The sequence below is a fragment of the Microbacterium schleiferi genome (genome assembly GCF_038150145.1).
Classification (GTDB): Bacteria; Actinomycetota; Actinomycetes; order Actinomycetales; family Microbacteriaceae; genus Microbacterium; species Microbacterium schleiferi_B.
The window spans coordinates 98890-118851 of record NZ_JBBWSA010000007.1; the positions used below are offsets into that span (position 1 = coordinate 98890).

Annotated in this window: 19 protein-coding genes and 1 tRNA gene; 12 read left to right on the forward strand and 8 right to left on the reverse strand. The window is 67.5% G+C overall.

Annotated features, from left to right (window positions below):
• Genes AADH62_RS09660 through AADH62_RS09670 form a run of 3 tightly spaced genes read left to right on the forward strand, consistent with a single transcriptional unit; the run spans position 1 to position 6161 of the window.
• Positions 1 to 1590: a DNA polymerase Y family protein gene (locus AADH62_RS09660; RefSeq protein ID WP_341579315.1), complete on the forward strand. Its 1590-nt coding sequence runs from the start codon at positions 1 to 3 to the stop codon at positions 1588 to 1590.
• Complete coding sequence (locus AADH62_RS09665) at positions 1590 to 5141, forward strand: error-prone DNA polymerase (RefSeq protein ID WP_341579316.1); 3552 nt, start codon at positions 1590 to 1592, stop codon at positions 5139 to 5141. Before AADH62_RS09660 ends, AADH62_RS09665 begins: the two co-directional genes overlap by 1 nt.
• An 18-nt stretch (positions 5142 to 5159) precedes the next feature.
• Positions 5160 to 6161, forward strand: coding sequence for an NAD(P)-dependent alcohol dehydrogenase (locus AADH62_RS09670; protein WP_292735552.1), 1002 nt, complete (start codon positions 5160 to 5162; stop codon positions 6159 to 6161).
• A gap of 35 nt (positions 6162 to 6196) precedes the next feature.
• Here AADH62_RS09670 and AADH62_RS09675 read toward each other — a convergent pair whose 3' ends face one another.
• Together AADH62_RS09675 and AADH62_RS09680 are read right to left on the reverse strand one after the other, a co-directional pair.
• On the reverse strand, positions 6197 to 6334 hold the full coding sequence (locus AADH62_RS09675; protein ID WP_292735550.1) for a hypothetical protein: 138 nt from the start codon (positions 6332 to 6334) through the stop codon (positions 6197 to 6199).
• Positions 6335 to 6545: 211 nt separating this feature from the next.
• Positions 6546 to 6827, reverse strand: a complete 282-nt coding sequence (locus AADH62_RS09680; protein WP_195692006.1) for a Fe-S cluster assembly protein HesB — start codon at positions 6825 to 6827, stop codon at positions 6546 to 6548.
• 154 nt (positions 6828 to 6981) lie between these two features.
• On the opposite strand from AADH62_RS09680, the gene AADH62_RS09685 reads away from it, so the two are divergent.
• Positions 6982 to 7053, forward strand: a tRNA-Arg gene (locus AADH62_RS09685).
• Between the two features lie 37 nt (positions 7054 to 7090).
• Positions 7091 to 7450 carry a nuclear transport factor 2 family protein gene (locus AADH62_RS09690; RefSeq protein WP_292735547.1) on the forward strand — a complete coding sequence of 120 codons (360 nt, stop codon included), beginning with the start codon at positions 7091 to 7093 and terminating at the stop codon, positions 7448 to 7450.
• Here AADH62_RS09690 and AADH62_RS09695 read toward each other — a convergent pair.
• Genes AADH62_RS09695 through AADH62_RS09705 form a run of 3 tightly spaced genes read right to left on the reverse strand, consistent with a single transcriptional unit; the run spans position 7440 to position 8969 of the window.
• On the reverse strand, positions 7440 to 8258 hold the full coding sequence (locus AADH62_RS09695; RefSeq protein ID WP_341579317.1) for a hypothetical protein: 819 nt from the start codon (positions 8256 to 8258) through the stop codon (positions 7440 to 7442). The genes AADH62_RS09690 and AADH62_RS09695 overlap by 11 nt on opposite strands.
• A 4-nt stretch (positions 8259 to 8262) precedes the next feature.
• Positions 8263 to 8493 (reverse strand): helix-turn-helix domain-containing protein, encoded by a 231-nt coding sequence (locus AADH62_RS09700; RefSeq protein ID WP_300590618.1) that lies wholly within the window; start codon positions 8491 to 8493, stop codon positions 8263 to 8265.
• Positions 8493 to 8969 (reverse strand): DUF2975 domain-containing protein, encoded by a 477-nt coding sequence (locus AADH62_RS09705; protein ID WP_331792174.1) that lies wholly within the window; start codon positions 8967 to 8969, stop codon positions 8493 to 8495. The genes AADH62_RS09700 and AADH62_RS09705 overlap by 1 nt, the downstream gene beginning before the upstream one ends.
• Before the next feature lie 105 nt (positions 8970 to 9074).
• Here AADH62_RS09705 and AADH62_RS09710 point away from each other — a divergent pair, with 105 nt between their 5' ends.
• Positions 9075 to 10199: a hypothetical protein gene (locus AADH62_RS09710; protein ID WP_341579318.1), complete on the forward strand. Its 1125-nt coding sequence runs from the start codon at positions 9075 to 9077 to the stop codon at positions 10197 to 10199.
• On the opposite strand, the gene AADH62_RS09715 is transcribed toward AADH62_RS09710, so the two are convergent.
• Positions 10186 to 11031, reverse strand: a complete 846-nt coding sequence (locus AADH62_RS09715; RefSeq protein WP_331792172.1) for an LLM class F420-dependent oxidoreductase — start codon at positions 11029 to 11031, stop codon at positions 10186 to 10188. The genes AADH62_RS09710 and AADH62_RS09715 overlap by 14 nt on opposite strands.
• A gap of 72 nt (positions 11032 to 11103) precedes the next feature.
• Between AADH62_RS09715 and AADH62_RS09720 the strand changes: the two genes are divergently transcribed.
• A complete protein-coding gene (locus AADH62_RS09720; RefSeq protein ID WP_341579319.1) occupies positions 11104 to 12030 on the forward strand; it encodes a DUF1990 family protein in 927 nt (308 codons plus the stop codon).
• Positions 12031 to 12043: 13 nt separating this feature from the next.
• Here AADH62_RS09720 and AADH62_RS09725 read toward each other — a convergent pair whose 3' ends face one another.
• Positions 12044 to 14143 carry a heavy metal translocating P-type ATPase gene (locus AADH62_RS09725; protein ID WP_331792170.1) on the reverse strand — a complete coding sequence of 700 codons (2100 nt, stop codon included), beginning with the start codon at positions 14141 to 14143 and terminating at the stop codon, positions 12044 to 12046.
• A gap of 79 nt (positions 14144 to 14222) precedes the next feature.
• A complete protein-coding gene (ald, locus tag AADH62_RS09730) occupies positions 14223 to 15308 on the reverse strand; it encodes an alanine dehydrogenase (RefSeq protein WP_292709059.1) in 1086 nt (361 codons plus the stop codon).
• Positions 15309 to 15484: 176 nt separating this feature from the next.
• On the opposite strand from ald, the gene AADH62_RS09735 reads away from it, so the two are divergent.
• The 5 genes from AADH62_RS09735 to AADH62_RS09755 all read left to right on the forward strand — a co-directional run bounded on the left by AADH62_RS09735 (position 15485) and on the right by AADH62_RS09755 (position 19932).
• Entirely contained in the window at positions 15485 to 15955 is a 471-nt protein-coding gene (locus AADH62_RS09735) for an Lrp/AsnC family transcriptional regulator (protein WP_292709057.1), read from the forward strand.
• A 122-nt stretch (positions 15956 to 16077) separates the two neighbouring features.
• Positions 16078 to 16929, forward strand: coding sequence for a transporter substrate-binding domain-containing protein (locus AADH62_RS09740; RefSeq protein ID WP_292709055.1), 852 nt, complete (start codon positions 16078 to 16080; stop codon positions 16927 to 16929).
• Complete coding sequence (locus AADH62_RS09745) at positions 16926 to 17795, forward strand: amino acid ABC transporter permease (protein ID WP_292709054.1); 870 nt, start codon at positions 16926 to 16928, stop codon at positions 17793 to 17795. The genes AADH62_RS09740 and AADH62_RS09745 overlap by 4 nt, the downstream gene beginning before the upstream one ends.
• Complete coding sequence (locus tag AADH62_RS09750) at positions 17792 to 18526, forward strand: amino acid ABC transporter ATP-binding protein (protein WP_341579320.1); 735 nt, start codon at positions 17792 to 17794, stop codon at positions 18524 to 18526. Before AADH62_RS09745 ends, AADH62_RS09750 begins: the two co-directional genes overlap by 4 nt.
• Positions 18527 to 18747: 221 nt before the next feature.
• On the forward strand, positions 18748 to 19932 hold the full coding sequence (locus AADH62_RS09755) for a GAF domain-containing sensor histidine kinase (RefSeq protein ID WP_341579321.1): 1185 nt from the start codon (positions 18748 to 18750) through the stop codon (positions 19930 to 19932).
• The last annotated feature ends 30 nt before the right edge of the window (positions 19933 to 19962 follow it).

A 19962-nucleotide genomic window follows, 5' to 3' on the forward strand; every position in this document is an offset into this window, starting at 1 on the left:
ATGCCTGCCGACTCATCCCTGCGGGCTCCGACGCGAAGCCTCGTGGTCTGGATGCCGGACTGGCCGGTCGTCGCCCTGACCCGAGACGGGCCGCATCCGCTCGACCCTGCCGACCCGATCGCCGTGATCGAGAAGAATCTCGTTGTCGCCTGTTCTGCCGCGGCACGGCGTGACGGGGTACGCCGGGGATTGCGTCGGCGTGATGCGCAGGCACGCTGCCCGGCCCTTGCGATCGTGTCGTCCGACCCGGTACGCGATCATCGCGCATTCACGCCCGTCGTCGCTCAGCTCGAAGAACGCACGCCGGGGGTGCAGATCATCCGCCCCGGGCTGTGTGCCATCCGTGCCCGCGGCCCCGCCCGCTACTACGGTGGGGAGCCTGCCGCGGCGCGGGTCCTCCTCGAACGGATGCGGGAACTCAGCCTCGTCGATGTACGCATCGGGGTTGCCGACGGTCCGTTCACCGCCGAGCAGGCTGCACGCAGTGCGACCACGGCAGCTGATCCCATCCGCGTCGTGCCGGAGGGAGCGGCATCCGCGTTTCTCGCCCCGCTGTCGGTCGCCGCGCTCGCTGATGCAGACCCGGGATCCGGCATCGTCGACCTGCTCGCACGCCTCGGCATCCAGACCCTGGGCGCGTTCGCCGCGATGCCCGAAGAGCGTGTGCACGAGCGGCTGGGTGAGCGAGGAGTCAGACTCCGGGCGCTGGCCGCAGGCAGCGACTCGCGGCAGATCGAGCCCCGTGAGCCGCCGCCCGAGCTCGCGCGTGAGATCGCTTTCGAACCGCCGCTCGAGCTTGCCGAGCAGGTCGCGTTCGGGGTGCGCCAGAGCGCGGATGCCTTCATCGCGGGTCTCGGGGCGATCGACCTGGTGTGCACCGAGGTGCGCATCGAGCTGGTCGGCGAGCGCGGCGAGCGCAGCGAGCGGGTATGGCTGCATCCGGGGTCGTTCGATGCCGCCGCGATCGTCGACCGGGTGCGTTGGCAACTCGCCGAAGACGCAACCGACCTTCTTACCGGTGTCGGACTCGTGCGGATCTCTCCCGAGGCGGTGGATGCCGCATCCCACCACGCTCCGGCGATTTTCGGTTCCGGTCCCGAAGAGCGGGTCCATCACGCACTGTCTCGCGTGCAGGCGATGCTCGGCCACCGGGGGGTCGTGACCCCGGCGATCGGTGGGGGCCGGTGGCTGGCCGAGCGGCAGGTGTGGGTGCCGTGGGGTGATCGCCTGCCGAAAGATCACCGCACGCTGGCCGCTGAGCGGGCGCGACCCTGGCCGGGCAGTCTCCCCGATCCGCTGCCTGCCACGGTGTTCGCCGACCCGGTCGCGGTCGAGGTGGTCTCGGCTTCCGGGGTCACCGTCTCGGTCGACGAGCGAGGGCACCTCACCGGTACCCCGACGCTGCTGATCGAGACGGGTCGGCGCCGCGCGGTGACAGCCTGGGCGGGGCCGTGGCCGGTGATCGAGCGCGGGTGGGATCAGAAGCGGGCCCGGCGGGCTCATCGGTTCCAGATCGTGGATGCCGACCAGACCGCGTGGCTGCTGGTGTGCGAGCGGGGCGCGTGGCATGCCGAAGGACGCTACGACTGATGGGGTTCAACAATCCTTCGGTGCCGTGGTCCGAGATGGAGCGGCTGCTCAGTGACCGACGCAGGCCGACACCCCCACCCGGGGACGGGGGTGACAGCCCGGCGTGGTCGCACAAGCGCGGGCCGTATGTCGCCCCGCCGATCCAGCGCCCCGCTCAGGCCGTGCCGTATGCCGAGCTTCATGCGCACTCCTCGTTCTCGTTTCTCGACGGGGCTTCCTCGCCCGAGGACCTCGCCGAAGAGGCCGAGCGGCTCGGCCTGCACGCGCTCGCGATCACCGATCACGACGGGTTCTACGGCATCGTCCGTTTTGCCGAAGCTGCCGAACAGCTGCAGCTGCAGACCGTGTTCGGTGCCGAGCTCTCGCTGGCGCTGCCGAAGCCCCAAAACGGCGAGCCCGATCCGGTCGGGGACCACCTGCTCGTGCTGGCTCGGGGGGAGGAGGGGTATCACCGGCTGGCCTCGGCCCTGACCCGCGCTCAACTGCGGGGAGCCGAGAAGGGACGCCCGCACTACGAGCTCGAACAGCTCGCAGCGTTTGCCCGCGGCGAGGAGCGCCTCGACGGACTCACCGGTGCGCGGGGCAGGTCGGAATGGGTGGTCCTCACCGGATGCCGCAAAGGAGCAGTGCGTCGCGCTCTGGCCGAGGGCGGTCCGGATGCTGCGGCATCCGCCCTCGACGAGCTCGTGGCCCTCTTCGGACCGGGCGCTGTGCACGTCGAGCTGATTGACCACGGCAACCCCTCGGACACGCGGGACAACGACATCCTCGCCGCCCTTGCCGCAGACCGGGGGCTGCCGCTGCTGGCGACGAACAATGTGCACTACGCAGCTCCCGAGCGCGCGCAGCTTGCGGCTGCTGTGGCCGCGGTGCGCGCCAACCGGGGACTCGACGAGCTCGACGGGTGGCTTCCCTCCCACGCGGGAGCGCACCTGCGTTCCGGTGCCGAGATGGCCGAGCGCTTTCGCCGCTATCCGGGTGCGGTGGCGAACACCGTGACCCTTGCCGACGAGCTGGCCTTTCCGCTGCGCCGGGCCAAGCCCGCCCTGCCGAAGCTGCCGGTTCCGGAGGGACACACGCCGATGACGTGGCTGCGACACCTCGTCTGGGAGGCGGCGCCCCGCAAGTATCCCGATCTGTCGCCGAAGGACCGTGACCGCATCGAACGGGAACTCGGCGTCATCGAGATGAAGGACTTCCCCGGCTACTTCCTCATCGTGCACGGCATCGTGCAAGAGGCGCGGCGGCGCGGCATCCTGTGTCAGGGGCGGGGGTCGGCGGCCAACAGCGCCATCTGCTACCTGCTCGACATCACCGCCGTCGACGCAATCGCCTACGACCTGCCCTTCGAGCGGTTCCTCTCGAGCCTGCGCGATGAGGAGCCCGACATCGACGTCGACTTCGACTCCGACCGGCGCGAAGAGATCATCCAGTGGGTCTACGCGACCTATGGACGGGACCGCGCCGCGCAGGTCGCGAACGTCATCCAGTACCGGCCCAAGAATGCCGTGCGAGACATGGCCAAGGCCCTCGGCTTCTCGCCGGGTCAGCAGGATGCCTGGTCCAAGCAGGTGGAGAGGTGGGGGAGCTCCTTGGAGAGCGGCCCCGAGCACGACATCCCGAGTCAGGTCATCGCCTACGCGGGGGAGCTGATGAAGGCGCCTCGGCATCTCGGCATCCATTCGGGAGGGATGGTGCTCACCGAGCGGCCCGTCGGCGAGGTCGTGCCGATCGAGCACGCGCGCATGGAGAACCGCACCGTCATCCAGTGGGACAAAGACGACGCAGCCTGGATGGGTCTCGTGAAATTCGACCTGCTGGGCCTCGGGATGCTGGCGGCGCTGCAGTACTGCTTCGACATGATCCGCGAGGCGACGGGGGAGGACTGGGAGCTGTCGACCCTGCCGAAGGAGGAAGCCGCGGTCTACGACATGCTGTGCCGGGCCGATTCGATCGGGGTGTTCCAGGTCGAATCGCGCGCGCAGATGGGACTTCTTCCGCGCCTGCAGCCGCGGCGGTTCTACGACCTGGTGATCGAGATCGCCCTCATCCGTCCCGGTCCGATTCAGGGCGGCGCGGTGCATCCGTTCGTGCGACGCAAGCTCGGGCAGGAGCCGGTGACCTACGCTCACCCGAAGCTCAAGCCGGTACTCGAACGCACGCTCGGGGTGCCGGTGTTTCAGGAGCAGCTCATGCAGATGGCCGTCGCGATCGGCGAGTGCACCCCCGAAGATGCCGACCTGCTGCGCCGGGCGATGGGATCCAAGCGCGGGCTCGAGCGTATCGAGTCGCTGCGCGAGAAACTCTACGAGGGGATGGCGCGCAACGGCCTTGTCGGTGAGGAAGCCGATGCGATCTACGCCAAGATCCAGGCCTTCGCGAACTTCGGCTTCGCCGAATCGCACTCCCTCTCTTTCGGGTTGCTCGTGTACGCGAGCTCGTGGATCAAGCTGCACTACCCGGCAGCGTTTCTTGCCGGGTTGCTGCGCGCGCAGCCGATGGGGTTCTACTCCCCGGCGACCCTCGTCTCGGATGCCCGCCGCCACGGCGTGGAGGTGCGCCGCCCCGATCTACACGCCTCGGGAGTGTGGGCCGGGGTCGAGCCGTTGATGCCAGATCCGGCATCCGTCCCTCCGCTCATCCGGGAGGGGCAGGACGCTCGGGAGGATGCTGCGGGGAATATTGAACCTCCCGAACGGTCACAACCTCCCGAAACGCCATGCCCTCTCGTACGGATGCCGACGCCCACGGGCATGGATGCCTGCACGCACCGCACCCAGCCGCCGGTGGGTCCGTTCGATCGTGATGCGCCGGATGAGTCGGCAGCCCACCGCCGCGATGGGAACTTCGCGGTGCGGTTGGGGCTCGCGGGGGTCAAGGGCGTTGGGCAGCCGACCGCCGTGCGCATCGTCGCCGAGCGGGATGCGCACGGGCCGTTCCGCGATCTGCGTGATCTCGTGCGCCGAACGGGGGTGACCGAGGTGCAGCTCGAGGCACTGTCGACCGCTGGCGCGTTCGAGTCACTGGGCATCTCGCGCCGCGAGGGGGTGTGGCTCGCAGGGGCCGCAGCTCAGGATCGCGCCGAGTACCTGCCTGACTCGCTGGTGTCGGTGCAGCCGCCCCTCTTCACCGATCCGACGAGTTACGACATTCTCGCCGCCGACTTGTGGGCGACCGGCATCTCGACCGACGACCACCCGCTCACCCACTATCGCGCGCCTCTCGACGCACGCGGAGTGCTCACTTCCCGGGAGATCCGCAGCCACGAAACCGGGCGCCGCATCGAGGTCGCGGGACTCGTCACCCACCGGCAGCGGCCGGCGACGGCATCCGGAATCACCTTCCTGAACCTCGAGGACGAGCACGGTGTCGTCAACGTCATCTGCTCGGTCGGGGTCTGGAACCGCTATCGGCGGGTTGCGCGGGATGCTCCGGCGCTCATCGTGCGGGGGATGCTGGAACGCTCGCCCGAGGGGGTGACGAACGTGCTCGCCGACCGCTTCGAGGACCTGCGTGTCGGGGTGCAGCACCGCTCGCGAGACTTCCACTGATCTCCCTAAGCTGGCGTCGTGAGCGATCCCGAACACGTCGAGGCGCTGCCTGCCACCATGCGTGCCGTCGTGTATGACGCGTACGGACCGCCCTCGAACCTCCGGGTCGAGCAGGTCCCCGTGCCGCGGCCCGCCGCGGGTGAGGTGCTTGTGCAGCTCGTGGCGACCTCCGTCAACCTGAGCGACTGGGAGACGCTGCGCGGCGACCCCTTCTACGCGCGCATCGGCGGGCTCACCAGGCCCGTGCGACGCATCCTCGGTTCGGACATTGCAGGCATGGTCGTCGCCATCGGTCGGGGCGTCTCCCGGTTCGCGGTCGGCGACGAGGTCTACGGTGACATCCTCGAACGCAAGGGAGGCTTTGCCGAGTATGCCGTCGCTCCGGAGTCAGCCCTCGCTCGAAAACCGGCACAGCTGAGCTTCGCCCAGGCCGCCGCGATCCCGCAGCCTGGGGAGATCGCCGTCGAGGCGATGACCAAGGCCCGCCCGGGTTCCCGCCTGCTCGTCAATGGAGCAGGTGGTGGGTCGGGAGCGTTCCTGCTTCAGCTCGCGAAAGCCGCCGGGATGCATGTCACCGGGGTGGACAACGCCGGGAAGCTCGACTTCATGAGGCTCATGGGTGCCGACGAGACCATCGACTACCGCGAGCAGGACTTCACCCGCACCGGGCCCTACGACCTCGTTATCGACCTCGTCGCGTACCGATCGGTGTTCGCCTACCGACGGGCGCTGGCCCCGGGCGGGCGATGCTTTGTCGTCGGCGGCACGACCCGTGTGTTGATACGGATGCTGACCGTCGGCGCGCTTGTCGGTCTTGTCAGTGGGACTCGGCTGGGCGCGCTCGCCGTGCCGACTGGGCCTGCGCGGTTCGAGCCGCTCGCAGCCCGGTGCGCCGCCGGCGAGATCCAGGTGCCGATCGACGCCGAGTACAACCTCGTCCACACGCGGGAAGCGCTCGAGCATCATGGCAACGGTCGCGCGCTTGGCAAGGTGGTGGTCCGGATCCGCGACGACCCGTGATGCTTCGGTTGTGCGCGAAGTTGGTCTCTGTGTGATCACAAAGTCGGGCGTCGCGAGTCGTAGGAACCGACCTCGGGGCGCCGTCCGTGGCCGTCGCGAATGACCGAGCGCGCGAGAGCGATCACGCTCGTGGTGATCGCCGCGATGAACAGAACAAGGATGATGACGGACACGGTGGCTCCCTTCCGCCTCCATGTCACCCCGTCACGGATGCCGCACCCCACGGCCACCCTGCCGCGCGTGGCCGGTCGTGCACGCGATCCGCGAAAACACACGGTCTCGTGGTCGCGCCGCGAGCCAGCATCCGCCGATTGGACCGCTTGCCATCCGCCAAGACGGCCCCCGACGACCGAAGTCATCGGGGGCCGCTATATCGCTGGGGGATCAGCCCTGTGCGGCGAGCGCGAAGCGGACGGTGCCGTCCTGCTCGAGCTGCGCGTCCAGGACGCGATCATTGAGCGCAAGCGACGCTGCGGTGTCGAGGAACACGCGAGCGCCCTCGGTCACAACGACGGTGTCGTCAGGCTCGGGTGCGGGTGCCACGCTGAGCTCGAAGCCGGTCTCGGCGCCAGCATCCCGGATGCGCAGACCGCCGTCAGCTGCCTGCGGCACGCGGGCGACGATCGTCTTGACGGCCTCAGCGGCGGTGTCGGTCATGGTGAGCATGGGTGCTCTCCTTCCGTTGCGGTCTCTGGGCCAGCCACGATTCCGAGAGTTGGCAACGCTCGCAACCTCACAAGCGCCATACCCAGGGGATTCCCACGTTGGGACGTTGATCGGCTCGGTCGGGTCAGCGACGCCGCCTAGACTGGAGCAGCCAGCCTCTGTAGCTCAATGGAAGAGCAGTTCCGTCCTAAGGAAACGGTTGGGAGTTCGAGTCTCTCCAGGGGCACTTTCCGTAACGATCGCCGTGTGCGAAGGTGGCAGCCATGGATACGGATGCCGTCGGGCGCTGGGTTAAGGAGTATGAGCGAGCCTGGCGTGAGTGCGATGCGCCAGCGGTGCGCGATCTTTTCACCGAGGACGCGCATTACCTCACGTCACCATACGAAAAACCGCTCGTCGGGCACGAAGCGATCGAGGATTTCTGGAACGATCCGCAACCGTTCGAGATGGAGATCCAGTCGGTGACGGTTGATGGCTCTCACGCTGTCGTGCGCGTGCGGGTCACGTATCGCGACCCTGAGCAGGAGTACCTCGACCTCTGGGAGCTCGACTTCGCGCCCGACGGGCGAGCCGAGCATTTCGTCGAGTGGGCCTACTGGCCCGGCAAGAGCTTCACCGCGTAGCTTCGACGGCGCACGCGGTCTCGAGCCTGAGGTGAAGCATCCCGTCGACCGACGTGCTGTCACGGATGCTCATCCGCTCGATGGGCAGCTCAGTGCTGTAGCGAATGTCCTCCTGCATCGCACGGTCGGGCAGATAGCCAGCGCGGTCCCAGGCTGCCAGGATGCGGGTCGCCGAGGCGGCATTGTCACCCGTGCGGAACGCCAGGTCAACGGTCAGTCGAGATCCGACCTCGCCGCAGGGAACTGCCGAGACAGGCGTTTGGTGGACTGTAACGGGGACGTCCTCCGGTGTCCGAAGGGGCCGCGTGCTCGCCTCGATCGTGGCGTGAAGCATCCGCGTGATCTCGTCTCGCGCCTGCGTGACAGTCAGGGGATCCGGTGCTGGCGTCGTGCCTCCCGGCGGCAGGATCGCGGCAGTGTTGCCGATCGCGGATGCGGCCATCTCGGTGAGCCTGTCGACATTGTCGTCTCCCCACGCGACGAGCACGAGCGAGCCCGAGAGGAGCACACCGCACACCAGGCCGGCTGCCAACCAGTCAACGGATCGTCTCCACGCGGCGATGGCGATGATGGCGCACACCACGATCAGGGGGACGCTGAGGATCGCTGACGCTGAGCTCCTGGCTGACGCGGCTTCGGCGATCTCTTCCAGCCACCCGGCCGCTGTCACCGGTTTGTCGTAGCCGACGTCGCCGCTCAGCATCACGAACAGAACGGTGGCTCCGCACAGCACAATTGTGCCGACGACGAGAGTAAGGATCGCGAGCGCTTTGATCGCCCGCGTAGCGACGCCCGAGGTGGTGCTCACCCGCTCACTCGCCGCCGCTGACGCCGGCCTCGTCGGGTTCCCACCGCAGGATGTCGCCGGGTTGGCACTCCAGCACGCGGCAAATGGCATCGAGTGTGGAAAAGCGCACGGCCTTGGCTCGACCGTTCTTGAGGACCGACACGTTGACGGGGGTGATGTCGATGGCGGAGGCGAGCTCCGAAACGCTCATCTTCTTCTTCGCGAGTTGGACGTCGAGATCGATCACGATGGCCATCAGACGACCTCAGACAGGTCCTGGCGCAGTTGCGTGGCCTGGCGAAGTAGGCCGCGCATCACGACAACCACGAGGGCAAGACCCGCGGCACAGATGAGTGAGATCAGTCCAGCGAGCGCCGTGAAAGGCCCACCAGCGCTCGCTGCATCGAGCACAACGAGGCCGGCGACGATCAGCAAGCCGGCGACGACAATACTGCCGATGATGATGTCGACCCACCGAAACGCGGCGTTGTCGAAGATACGGTCCTCCGCAGCGAGCGACAGAAGCGCCCACACGCAGACCAGCACGACCTGACCGCACAGCAGGAGCGCGTCAACCAAGAGGATGCCGGGAAGCTCGAGGGCTGCAAACTCGGGCGCGGCCTGTGCGAAGCTCCTGGCGTTGGCGGGAACGTAAGCCACCTGCACGAACACGATCGCGGCGAACAACGCCACGATCAGGGCTTTGGTCGCCACAATCACCACGTTCCGCATCCGCGTCTTCCTATCGTTTATCGGTTGCAATCTATCGAAAAACGATAGTAGCTTAGCTGCTCGACCGAGGTCCACGGAACTCGGTGCGGGAGAAGGCGGGATGCTATGGCTACGAATGCCGAGAGGCTGCGGTCGGCGTACTCGCGCGCGACGTGGCCAGCACTCATCGTCGGCACTGTCGTGGGTGCGGCGCTTGGCCTGATGGTCGTTCAGATCGTGGGGTCAGCGGCACCGTGGGGTGTTGCGCTGACCTTCGGCGTCGCTGGCGCCGCGGCGGCCGCGATCGCCGCCGGGCTGAGCTTGGCGGTCTTGGCTGGGATGAACACCTACGTGTCACCGTCGCCCCACGTTCGCGTCGCCGCCGTGACGCTGACCGCATCCGTCGCCACGGCGATGGTGTCGCTGGCGCTGCTGTGGATGCTGTTTCTTCGGGGGGTGCTGTGGATCGCCGCGCTCGCGGGGGTCGTCGCGGCGATCGTCGCACTCGGTCTAGCGCTTGTCGCCGAATGGCGGGCTCCGACCTTGCCTCAGCCGGCGCGGCGCGATCACATTCCCAGCGGTATCGCGCTGTGGCCGCTGGGAGCAGCCATGCTCCTTCCCATCGGCGGCGCGAGCTCGATATTCCTGCTCCGAGCCCAGCTGCATGTGCAGTGCGGCATCTACGTCGAGTCTGGCGTTTCTCAGGTCGAGGCGAACGGGTCGTGGGTGTGCGCGGACGGCATCAGCTACCTGATTCCCGGAATCATCCTGATCTGCGGTCCCCTTGTGTTCGCCGTCGTCGGCGCCGTGATCGCACACCTGGTCGTTCGAGACGTTCTGGCTCGGCTCGTGCTCGCTCTTCTCGCCGTGGCGAGCGTCGCGTGGGTCCTCGGATGGACGTGGTACGCCTCGGGTGCGCTTGTGTCGTCAACGCCGCCCGGCATCGACTCGCTCCACTACTGGTATCTCGCCGTGGGGCCCGCCGCAGCCGTGGCGGCGGCAGGACTGGTCTTCGGGCTAGTCGCTCTGCTCGCCCGCCTCTCGGGTACCGGGTGGATGTTGGGTCTCGCGATCGGCGCGATGATCTCCGCCAGCCTGGCAAGCCTCGGGGTCTCCGCCGGCACGTTCGTCGCCGCGGGCCTGCTGGGCGCGGCCTACGGTCGCGGGTTGAGGCGCGAGCACCCCTGTGAGCCGCGCCGGAATGTAGCTGGAGCCAGCGACGATGCTGCCAGCCCGCTCAGGAGCGCGTGACCGCACCCCGGTTCGGTGCCACAGCGCGATACACCTCGAGCGCTGAGTCGCTCGGCACACCCTGGACGCAGACGTGGTCGGCACCGGCATCCAGATGAGCGCGGAGCCCATCGAGAAGGGTCGCGGCGTCTCCATGGACCACAATGCGATCTACCAGGTCGTCGGATCCCGATCCCTGAACGTCATCATCGCTGAACCCGCCTCGCTTCATGGTGTTGGTGTAGTTGTTCAGGCCGAGATACGGCGTGAGGAACGCGCGTGCGGCCTTGCGTGCGGACACCGGGTCGGTATCGAGTACGACGGTTTGCTCCGGCGCGACAAGGACCCCGTCCCCCAGCGTCTCGCGGGCTTCGGCGGTCTGCGCGGGCAGGGTGAGGTAGGGATGCGTCCCCGCACTGCGGGTGCGGGCGAGTTCGAGCATCCGGGGCCCGAGCGCGGAGAGTAGCCGGTCTTCCCGAGGCACGCCCTCGGCATCCAGCAGGTCGAGATAGCTGCTCATCGCCTCCAGCGGCCGGGCGCGTTCGTGCTGGCGTTCACGGTGACCTGAGCCGATACCGAGCAGGAGCCGGCCGGGATGCCGCGCGACGATGCGATGATACGACTCGGCGAGTTCGGTGGCATCCGACATCCAGATGTTCACGATGCCGGTGGCCAGCACGATCGACTCGGTGGTGTCGAGCAGTCGCTCCGCTTCAAGGAGATCGGCGGCAGGAGAGCCGCCGAGCCAGATCGTGCCGTACCCGAGCCGCTCGATCTCCACGGCCAGTGTTTCGTCGATCTCGGTGCTGCGTCGCCAGATTCCGAACTCACCCAGCCGATCCGTCCACGTCATTCCCCCATCCTCGCAGGCGTGTGGATGTCCAGCCCGGGGCTGCGCGGCACGTCCCTCAGGCATGATCGAACCGTGGCCAGTCGTTTCGTCGTGCGTACGCGCGCCGCCGTGGTCGCGGAGGAGCTTTTCGATGTCTCGCTCGACATCGATGCCCATGTCGCCTCGATGGAGCGATCCGGCGAGCGGGCGATCTCGGGCGTCCTCTCAGGCCACATCGGCCTCGGTCAGGAGGTCACGTGGCGAGCCCGCCACTTCGGCGTCTGGTTCACGATGACCTCGCGGATCACGGCGCTCGACCGGCCAACGCGGTTCGTTGACGAACAGGTGCGTGGGCCTTTCCGCTCGTTTCGTCACGAGCATCGTTTCGATGACGTCACCGGTGTGACGATCATGACCGACACCATCGATCTCGTTTCGCCGATTTTCGGCATCCTCGCCGAACGTGCTGTGCTTGTGCCCTACCTGCGGCGACTCATCCGTGTGCGCAACGCGCATCTGCTCGACCGGCTCGGCCTCGGCCCGACGACCGATCCCGGTGCTGCCGCCTGGGAGCCGGGCGAGTCCTACCCGTACCGCGCTGCCGAGAGCACGACCCTCATCGGGCAGGGCGAGGAGGTCTGGGAGGCGGCTCGCCGCGAGGTGCTCCGCTGGGGTGTGAAGACCCGCAGCGGATTCCGCGTGCCCGATCCGCGCGAGGTGATCCCCGGGGAGCGGCTGCAGATCACGGCGCGACTCGGACCCGTCTCGGTTCGTGAGCCTGTCGAGGTGCGTCACGTGATTCGTGAACCCGATCGGGTCGGCTTCTCGTATGTGGCTCTGCCGGGTCATCCGGTTCGTGGCGAGGAGGCGTTCATCGTCTACCGCGAGGGTCAGGCCGTCTACCTCAGCATCCGGTCACTCACAGCGCCCGCGAGCCGCGGCATCTGGCGTTTCGCGTACCCCGTGCTGCGGGTGGCGCAGCTGATCGCCCGCAGGCGGTATCAGCGCGCACTGCGCTGATACCCACCCGCGGCTACCGACGCAGTGCAGCGCGAACAGCGGAAGCGGGATCGAGGTCGATGCGTCGTAGAAGCTGGGCATTGAGAGCGACGACGACGGTGGACAGCGACATCAGGATCGCACCGACTGACATGGGCAGGACGAAACCGATCGGGGCCAGGATGCCGGCGGCCAGTGGAACCGAGATGAGGTTGTAGCCACCCGCCCACCACAGGTTCTGCGTCATCTTCCGGTAGGTGCGGCGCGACAGCTCGATCACCGACAGCACGGAGCGTGGGTCAGAGGTCGCGAGGATCACCCCGGCCGACGCGATCGCGACATCCGTTCCCGCACCGATGGCGATGCCGACGTCGGCCTGTGCGAGAGCCGGAGCATCGTTGACGCCGTCGCCAACCATGGCGACGCGCTTGCCCTCGCGCTGGAGTTCGCGCACCGCGTCGGCCTTGTCTTCGGGGCGCACCTGCGCGAAGACGCGGTCGATCCCGAGCTCGTCGCCGACGGTGGTGGCAACGCTCTGAGCATCGCCGGTGATCATCACGACGTCGATGCCGAGGGCGTGCAACGCATCAACGGCCTCGCGAGATTCCTGTCGCACGCGGTCAGCCAGTGCCAGCCCGCCGATCACCTGCCCGTCACGCGCGACGTGCAGGATGATGGCCCCCTTGTCTCGCCAGGATGCCGCGGCGCCGACCTCATCGGCGCCCAGCTGCTCCAGCATCCGGGGCCCGCCGACGCGGATCTCGTGTCCGTCGACCGTGGCAGTGACGCCGACGGCGGGGGAGGACGAGAAGTCGGTAGCCTGGGGGACACGGATGCCGCGGTCGGCCGCCGCGCGCATGATCGCCGCGGCCAGCGGGTGCTCGCTCGCGTTCTCGGCAGCGGCCGCCAGTGCGAGCACGTCGTCGTCGTGCCACGCGCCCGCGGTCTCAATCGCCGTCACAGCAGGGGCGCCTTCGGTGAGCGTGCCGGTCTTGTCGAACATCACGGTGTCGACGGTACGCATGCTCTCCAGCGCCAGCCGATCCTTCACGAGGACGCCGGCCCGCGCGGCCCGCTCGGTCGCAATCGATACCACGAGCGGAATCGCGAGGCCCAGCGCGTGTGGGCAGGCGATCACGAGCACGGTGATCGACCTGATCACCGCTGAGTCGGCGTCGCCGATGAGTGTCCAGACCACGGCGGTGATGACGGCAGAGCCGAGCGCGAACCAGAACAGCAGGGCCGCGGCGCGATCGGCGAGCCGCTGCGCGCGGGATGTCGAGTTTTGAGCCTCCGCAACAAGGCGCTGGATGCCGGCCAGTGCCGTGTCGTCGCCTGTCGCGGTGACCTCGATGCGAAGACCGGAGTCGACGGCCACGGTACCGGCGGTGACGGTGTCGCCGACGCCGCGAGAGACAGGTCGGGACTCTCCGGTGACCATCGACTCGTCCATGTCAGCACGGCCATCGATGACCTTTCCGTCTGCCGGAACGTTCGAGCCGGGTCGCACCACGACGACATCACCCAGGCGCAGATCGGCGGGGGAGACGGTGACGATCTGGTCTCCCTCCACGCGTTCTGCCTCGTCGGGGAGGAGCGCGGCGAGTGAGTCGAGTGCTGACGTGGTCTGCGCAAGTGAGCGCATCTCGATCCAGTGGCCGAGCAGCATGATCACGATGAGGAGCGCCAGCTCCCACCAGAACTCGAGGGCATGGTCCAGGACGCCGAGAGTCGCGCCCCAGGAGGCGAAGAAGGCGACCGTGATGGCCAGTCCGATCAGGAGCATCATCCCCGGCGTGCGCGAGCGCAGTTCCGAGATCGCTCCGCTGAGGAACGGCCAGCCGCCCCAGGCGTACATGACGGTTCCCAGGACGGGCGCGACGACCAGCGCCCAGTCCGGCACCGCGTAGCCGAGGATCATCGCGAACATGGGCGATGAGGCGACGACCGGAATCGCTATGACGAGGTTGATCCAGAAGAGGCGACGGAACTGCGCGACGTGATCGCCATGCCCCGCGTGTCCACCATGACCGCCGTGCGATCCGTGGCCCGCGCGACTCTCGTGCTCTGCGCGCTCATCGTGTTCGACGCGCCCTGTCGCTGCCGTGTGGTGGTGCTCGTGCGAACCGCTCATGGCCGTCACTCCTTGGGTCGTCGGCGTACTCTCGACCACAACGAGGATACCCCCGGAGGGTATTCCGGCCCAGGAGGGATCACATACCGAAGGCGGCGCGCACTCCCTCGTTTACCACGACGCCACCCCGCACGTTGAGTCCACGCGCGAGTGCCGGGTCAGCCTCGGATGCCGCATCCCAGCCGTGGTCAGCGATCGTCGCGATGTAGGGGAGGGTCGCGTTGCCGAGCGCGCGTGTGGAGGTGTGGGGTGCAGCCCCCGGCATGTTCGCCACGCAGTAGTACAGCGACTGGTGCACGGCAAAAGTGGGGTTGTCGTGGGTCGTCGGGTGTGAGCCTTCGAAGCATCCGCCCTGATCGATCGCGATGTCAACGAGTACCGAGCCGGGCTTCATGGCGGCGACCATCTCGTCGGTGACGAGCTTGGGGGCTGCGGCTCCGGGAATCAGCACCGAGCCGATGACGAGGTCGGCATCGGCCAGCTGTTCGGCGATCTCGTACCGGGTCGAGGCGCGGGTCTCGACGGCGCCGCCGAAGCGCGCTTCGAGGGCGCGGAGCTTGGGCAGCGAGATGTCGATGACAGTGACGTTCGCACCGAGGCCCAGCGCATTCGCGGTAGCGTGCTCTCCAGCGACACCGCCGCCGATCACAACGACCTTTGCCTTGGGGGTGCCGGGCACGCCGCCGAGCAGCATCCCCCGTCCACCCGACGGGCTCATCAGGGCCTGCGCGCCCACGGTGATCGAGAGCCGGCCGGCGACCTCGCTCATGGGGGCGAGAAGAGGGAGTGCCTTGTCTATCGTCTGCACGGTCTCGTAGGCGACGGCTGTTGTGCCGGCGTTCATCAGGGCGTCAGTCAGCGGCCGGTCGGCTGCGAGGTGCAGGTAGGTGAAGAGGGTGAGATCGTCGCGCAGCAGCCCGTACTCGGGGGCGATCGGCTCCTTGACCTTGACGACCATCTCAGCGCCGCCCCAGGTCTCTTCGGCCGTGTCGGCAATCTGCGCGCCGGCGGCGCGATACGCATCATCCGTGAACGCACTACCCAGGCCCGCGCCACGCTGAACCGTCACGGTGTGACCGCGACGTACCAGGGCGTCGACTGCTGCCGGCGTCATGGCGACGCGGTTCTCGTTGTTTTTGATCTCGGTGGGTACGCCGATCCGCATGATCTTCTCCGTTCTTCCTTGAGCGCGGCCACACAGCTCGCCGTCGAACAGAGAATCGCACGATCTTCTGCTCGGAATGTTTCAGATCGAAGAAATCGAGCCATATAGCGGGGTTCTGGTGACACCGCAACGAAGAAAACTTGGTCGACTAGCACTTATGACGAAGAATATTCGAAATGAGTACGGAGCTTGACCCGATCGACGAACGCATCGTTGCGCTGCTGTCCGCCGACGGTCGGATGACCAACGCGGCCCTCGCCGATGCGATCGGCCTTGCGCCATCAACCGTGCACACGCGTGTTCGCGCTCTCGTGGACCGCGGTGTCATCACAGGCTTTCACGCTGCCCTCGACCAGGGTGCCCTCGGGCGCGGGCTGCAGGCTGTCATCGGAGTGACACTGCGTCCCGGTGCGCGCCAAGAGAGCATCCGCGCCTTCACACAAGAGGTGCGGCGAATCCCTGAGGTCATCCAGGTCTTCTTTCTCGGCGGTGCTGACGACTTCCTCGTCCACATCGCGGTCGAGGATTCGTCGGCGGTGCGCCGCTTCGTCGTCGATCACCTCTCGGCTCGCCACAGCGTGGCATCCACCCGCACGAGCCTGATCTTCGAATACCACCGCAACGCCGTCGCGGCCGACTTCGACTAGGTCGGCGTCGACGCGGCGTCGTAAGAAAGCGCCGCGCAATTGGTCCCGCAGCCTTGGAACGACGGATGATGGAACAACGGCGCATCACAGCATCAGTGCGCCGACCCACACCTGGAGGCCCCGTGTCCCGTCCCTTTGGCGCATCCCGCGCCCGCATCCTCGCCGTCGCAGCAGCAGTCGCAGTCTCGGCGCTCGCCCTGGCCGGCTGTTCGAGTTCGAGCGAGCAGGCAGACTCAGCCGATGCGGGCTACGTCACGCCCGGCAAGCTCACGATCGCAACCGGGCAGACCGCCTACGAGCCGTACGTCATTGGCGACGACCCGGCCTCGGGTGAAGGATTCGAGGCCGCTCTCGCCTACGCGATCGCCGACAAGCTCGGTTTCGCCGCCGAGGACGTCGAATGGGTGCGCACGAGCTTCGAGGCAGCGATCGCCCCCGGTCCCAAGGACTTCGACTTCAACATCCAGCAGTACACGATCACCGACGAACGCAAGCAGGCCGTCGATTTCTCGTCGCCCTACTATTCGGCGGCGCAGGCTGTTGTCGCACTGGAGGGTGGGCCGGCAGAGGGTGTCAGCGACCTCGACGGGCTGAAGTCCCTCGTGTTCGGCGCAATGTCTGGCTCGACCAGCGCGCAGACGATCGACGCGGTAGTGCAGCCCGACACGACGACACAGCTGTACTCATCGAACGAGGATGCCGTCGCAGCCCTCAAGGCGGGGCAGATCGACGCGTTCGTGATCGATCTTCCGACAGCGTTCCTTGCCACGTCGCAGTACATCGAGAACTCCTTCATCGTCGGCCAGCTGCCCCTCGGCGGAATCGCCGATGAGTGGGGCGTGGTTCTGGCGAAGGACTCGCCGCTGACGGCATCCGTCTCAGCAGCGATCGACGAACTGCGCGCCGACGGCACGCTGCAGCAGATCACCGACCAGTGGCTGGATGCCGAGCAGGGCGTTCCGATCCTGCAGTGACCACTCCCGCCCCCACCGCGGACGGCCCACCGCCGCCCAGCGCGCTCGAGCTCGACCGCCGCGCCTATCGGCGCCGGCGGTCGCAGCGCTCTGTGCTGCTTGCGGTCGCCTCGACGGTGGTGTTCGCCGCCATCGTCTGGTTGACGGTCATCCGGACGCCCGGATGGGCTGCCGTGCAGGAATCGTTCTTCGACCCGCGGATCGCAATCGAGTCGCTCCCGAAGGTGTGGGACGGGTTCCTGCTGAACCTTCAGGTGCTGGGGCTGTCGGTGATCACGGTGAGTGTGGTCGCGCTGACGGTCGCGGTGCTGCGTACTCTGCGCGGACCGGTGTTCTTTCCGCTGCGGGTGCTCGCGGCCGGCTACACCGACTTGTTTCGCGGGTTCCCGTTCATCATCGTGCTTTACCTCGTCGGGTTCGGCATCCCGACGGTCGTGGGTGAGCGGATCGAGCCCGTGATCCTCGCGGTGCTGGCAGTCACCCTCACCTACTCGGCGTACGTCGCTGAAGTCATCCGTGCCGGCATCGAGGCTGTGCATCCGTCGCAGCGCCTCGCCGCGCGCGCCCTTGGGCTCGGGCACGTGCAGACGCTCCGGCATGTCGTGCTGCCGCAGGCTCTGCGCAAGATGACACCGCCCCTGATGAACGACTTCATCTCGATGCAGAAGGATGTCGGATTGATCTCGATCCTCGGGGCTGTGGATGCCATCGCCGCCGCCCGCTCGGAGGTCTCACTCACGTACAACTTCACGCCGTACGTCGTGGCGGGCATCCTGTTCGTCCTGCTCGCCATCCCGACGATCCGGGTGGCGGATTGGTACACCGCGAAACTGCAGCGCCGCGAGCAGGCGGGATCCGTCCTATGAGCGCCGTGCTGCGGGCCGAGGGCCTGTGGAAGAGCTTCGGCGATCAGCCCGTGCTGCGGGGAGTATCACTCGAGCTCTCCCGCCACGAGGTCGTCGCAGTGATCGGCTCGAGTGGCTCGGGTAAGTCCACTCTGTTGCGGTGTCTGAACCTGCTCGAGAGCATCGACGACGGGCGCATCTTGCTCGGTGACGACGACATCTCCGATCCGCGCGTGGATGCCGACCGCGTGCGCTCGCGGCTCGGCACCGTCTTTCAGGGGTACAACCTGTTCCCGCACCTGAGCGTGCTCGATAACGTCACCCTCGCGTCGCGGGTTGTGCGACGGGTGCCACGGCGCGATGCCGAGGAACGAGGGAAGGTGCTGCTTGACCGGGTGGGGCTCGCAGCGTTCGCGCACGAGCATCCCGACCGTCTCTCGGGTGGACAGCAGCAGCGGGCGGCGCTGGCCCGCGCTATCGCTACCGACCCCGAGGTACTGCTACTCGACGAGATCACCTCGGCCCTCGACCCGGAGCTCGTCGGCGAGGTGCTCGGCCTGGTCCGTCAGCTGGCCGAAGACGGTGCGACGATCCTCATGGCTACCCACGAGATGGCCTTCGCCCGCGACGTCGCCCATCGCGTGCTGTTTCTCGATGAGGGCCGTGTGCTCGAAGAGGGCACGCCCGCCCAGGTGTTCGAGGCGCCGCGCGAAGCCCGCACGAAGGAGTTCCTCGCACGCTTCCGCGCGTAGGGGTCGCCAGCCGGGATGTCAGTGGCCGGCGCCGAGCTCGCGGGGCGGAGTCGTTGACCGTCCCTAACTCCGCAGAATCGCCGCTTGTTCGCATCCGTTGTGCCGGATGCTGCGAAGTCCGCGCAATTCTGCGGAGTTAGCGGCGCCGACAGCGGCGACTCCGGCCGTCGGGCACCTCGGGCGACGTATCCTGAACCGGACCGGGGTGAGAGGAGCGACGGATGACCATCGTCGATGAGGCTGCCCGGATTGAGGCAATCAGCGGTTACGACGTCATCGCTTGCCCGCCCGCGTCGGAGCTCCAGGGGCTCGTACGTCTCGCGGCGATGTTGTGCGGAGTCTCGAAGGCCGTGATCAACATCATCGATGATCGCTTTCAGCACCAGGTCGCCGCGTTCGGTCTCGAACCGGCAGTCTGCGCCCGCGAGGACTCGATGTGCGCCGCCGTTCTCGCGGATCGAGCCCCCATCGTGGTCACGGATGCCCGGCGGGATCCTCGATTCCGAGCGCACCCGTTCGTCGTGGGCGAGATCGCAAGCGTGCGCTTCTACGCGTCGAGCCCGCTCGTGACGCCTGACGGTGCGATCATCGGGACGCTCTGTGTCTTCGACGAGACCGTCCGCGACCTCGATCCCGAGGCCCAGCGCGCCCTCGAGATCCTCGCCGGGCAGGTCATCGAGGTCCTCGAACTCCGGCGCGCGACGCGTGAGCTCACTGCGTCCAACGAGATGCTCACCCAGTTTGCGGCGCAGATCAGCCACGATCTTCGCAATCCGCTCACCGCATTGACCGGATACCTGGAGTTGGCGTCCGACAGTCCCGACATCGATTTGGCGCCACAAGCCGCCCGCTCCCTCGCGCACGCCGAGTCCGCGGCTGACCGGATGGCTGCCATGATCGCTGATCTGCTGGAGTACGCACGGCGCGGATCGGCGGCGCCGCATCCTCAATCGGTGCAGCTGGATGAGCTGACCGCGGATGTCATCGCGGATCTTCGTGTGCCGATCGCCGAGTCGTCAGCGACGATCGCGGTGGATGCCGATCTTGAGGTCTGGGCTGATCGCACGCTCCTCGGAGTCGTGATCCAGAACATCGTCGCGAACGCGGTGAAGTTTGCGGCAGCAGCTGGCATGAGGCCGCACGTCGAGGTGACGGGAACACGAACGTCCTCGGGTTCACTCATCGTCGTCGACGACAACGGGCCCGGAGTGCCTCGCGAGTTGCGCAAGCGTGTGTTCGATCTGATGGACCGCGGCAATGCGGAGGGGGTCGACGGGCTGGGACTCGGTCTTGCTACCTGCCGCCGCATCCTGCAGGCCCACGGTGGACGCATTGCCATCGAGGACTCGCCGCTCGGCGGCGCTCGGGTGCGGGTCACCCTGCCGAACCCACCAGACTCGCGCTGAAGCGGCGGCGCGGCCGGGGTCACGCGCAGA

Bases quoted from the DNA above. Each gene is read 5' to 3' on its own strand.
- AADH62_RS09660 (WP_341579315.1), top strand. From the start codon at position 1: ATGCCTGCCGACTCATCCCTGCGGGCTCCGACGCGAAGCCTCGTGGTC.
- AADH62_RS09665 (WP_341579316.1), top strand. From the start codon at position 1,590: ATGGGGTTCAACAATCCTTCGGTGCCGTGGTCCGAGATGGAGCGGCTG.
- AADH62_RS09680 (WP_195692006.1), bottom strand. From the start codon at position 6,827: ATGCTCACCATGACCGACACCGCCGCTGAGGCCGTCAAGACGATCGTC.
- AADH62_RS09690 (WP_292735547.1), top strand. From the start codon at position 7,091: ATGGATACGGATGCCGTCGGGCGCTGGGTTAAGGAGTATGAGCGAGCC.
- AADH62_RS09700 (WP_300590618.1), bottom strand. From the start codon at position 8,493: ATGGCCATCGTGATCGATCTCGACGTCCAACTCGCGAAGAAGAAGATG.
- AADH62_RS09705 (WP_331792174.1), bottom strand. From the start codon at position 8,969: ATGCGGAACGTGGTGATTGTGGCGACCAAAGCCCTGATCGTGGCGTTG.
- AADH62_RS09710 (WP_341579318.1), top strand. From the start codon at position 9,075: ATGGCTACGAATGCCGAGAGGCTGCGGTCGGCGTACTCGCGCGCGACG.
- AADH62_RS09715 (WP_331792172.1), bottom strand. From the start codon at position 11,031: ATGACGTGGACGGATCGGCTGGGTGAGTTCGGAATCTGGCGACGCAGC.
- AADH62_RS09725 (WP_331792170.1), bottom strand. From the start codon at position 14,143: ATGAGCGGTTCGCACGAGCACCACCACACGGCAGCGACAGGGCGCGTC.
- ald (WP_292709059.1), bottom strand. From the start codon at position 15,308: ATGCGGATCGGCGTACCCACCGAGATCAAAAACAACGAGAACCGCGTC.
- AADH62_RS09735 (WP_292709057.1), top strand. From the start codon at position 15,485: ATGAGTACGGAGCTTGACCCGATCGACGAACGCATCGTTGCGCTGCTG.
- AADH62_RS09750 (WP_341579320.1), top strand. From the start codon at position 17,792: ATGAGCGCCGTGCTGCGGGCCGAGGGCCTGTGGAAGAGCTTCGGCGAT.
- AADH62_RS09755 (WP_341579321.1), top strand. From the start codon at position 18,748: ATGACCATCGTCGATGAGGCTGCCCGGATTGAGGCAATCAGCGGTTAC.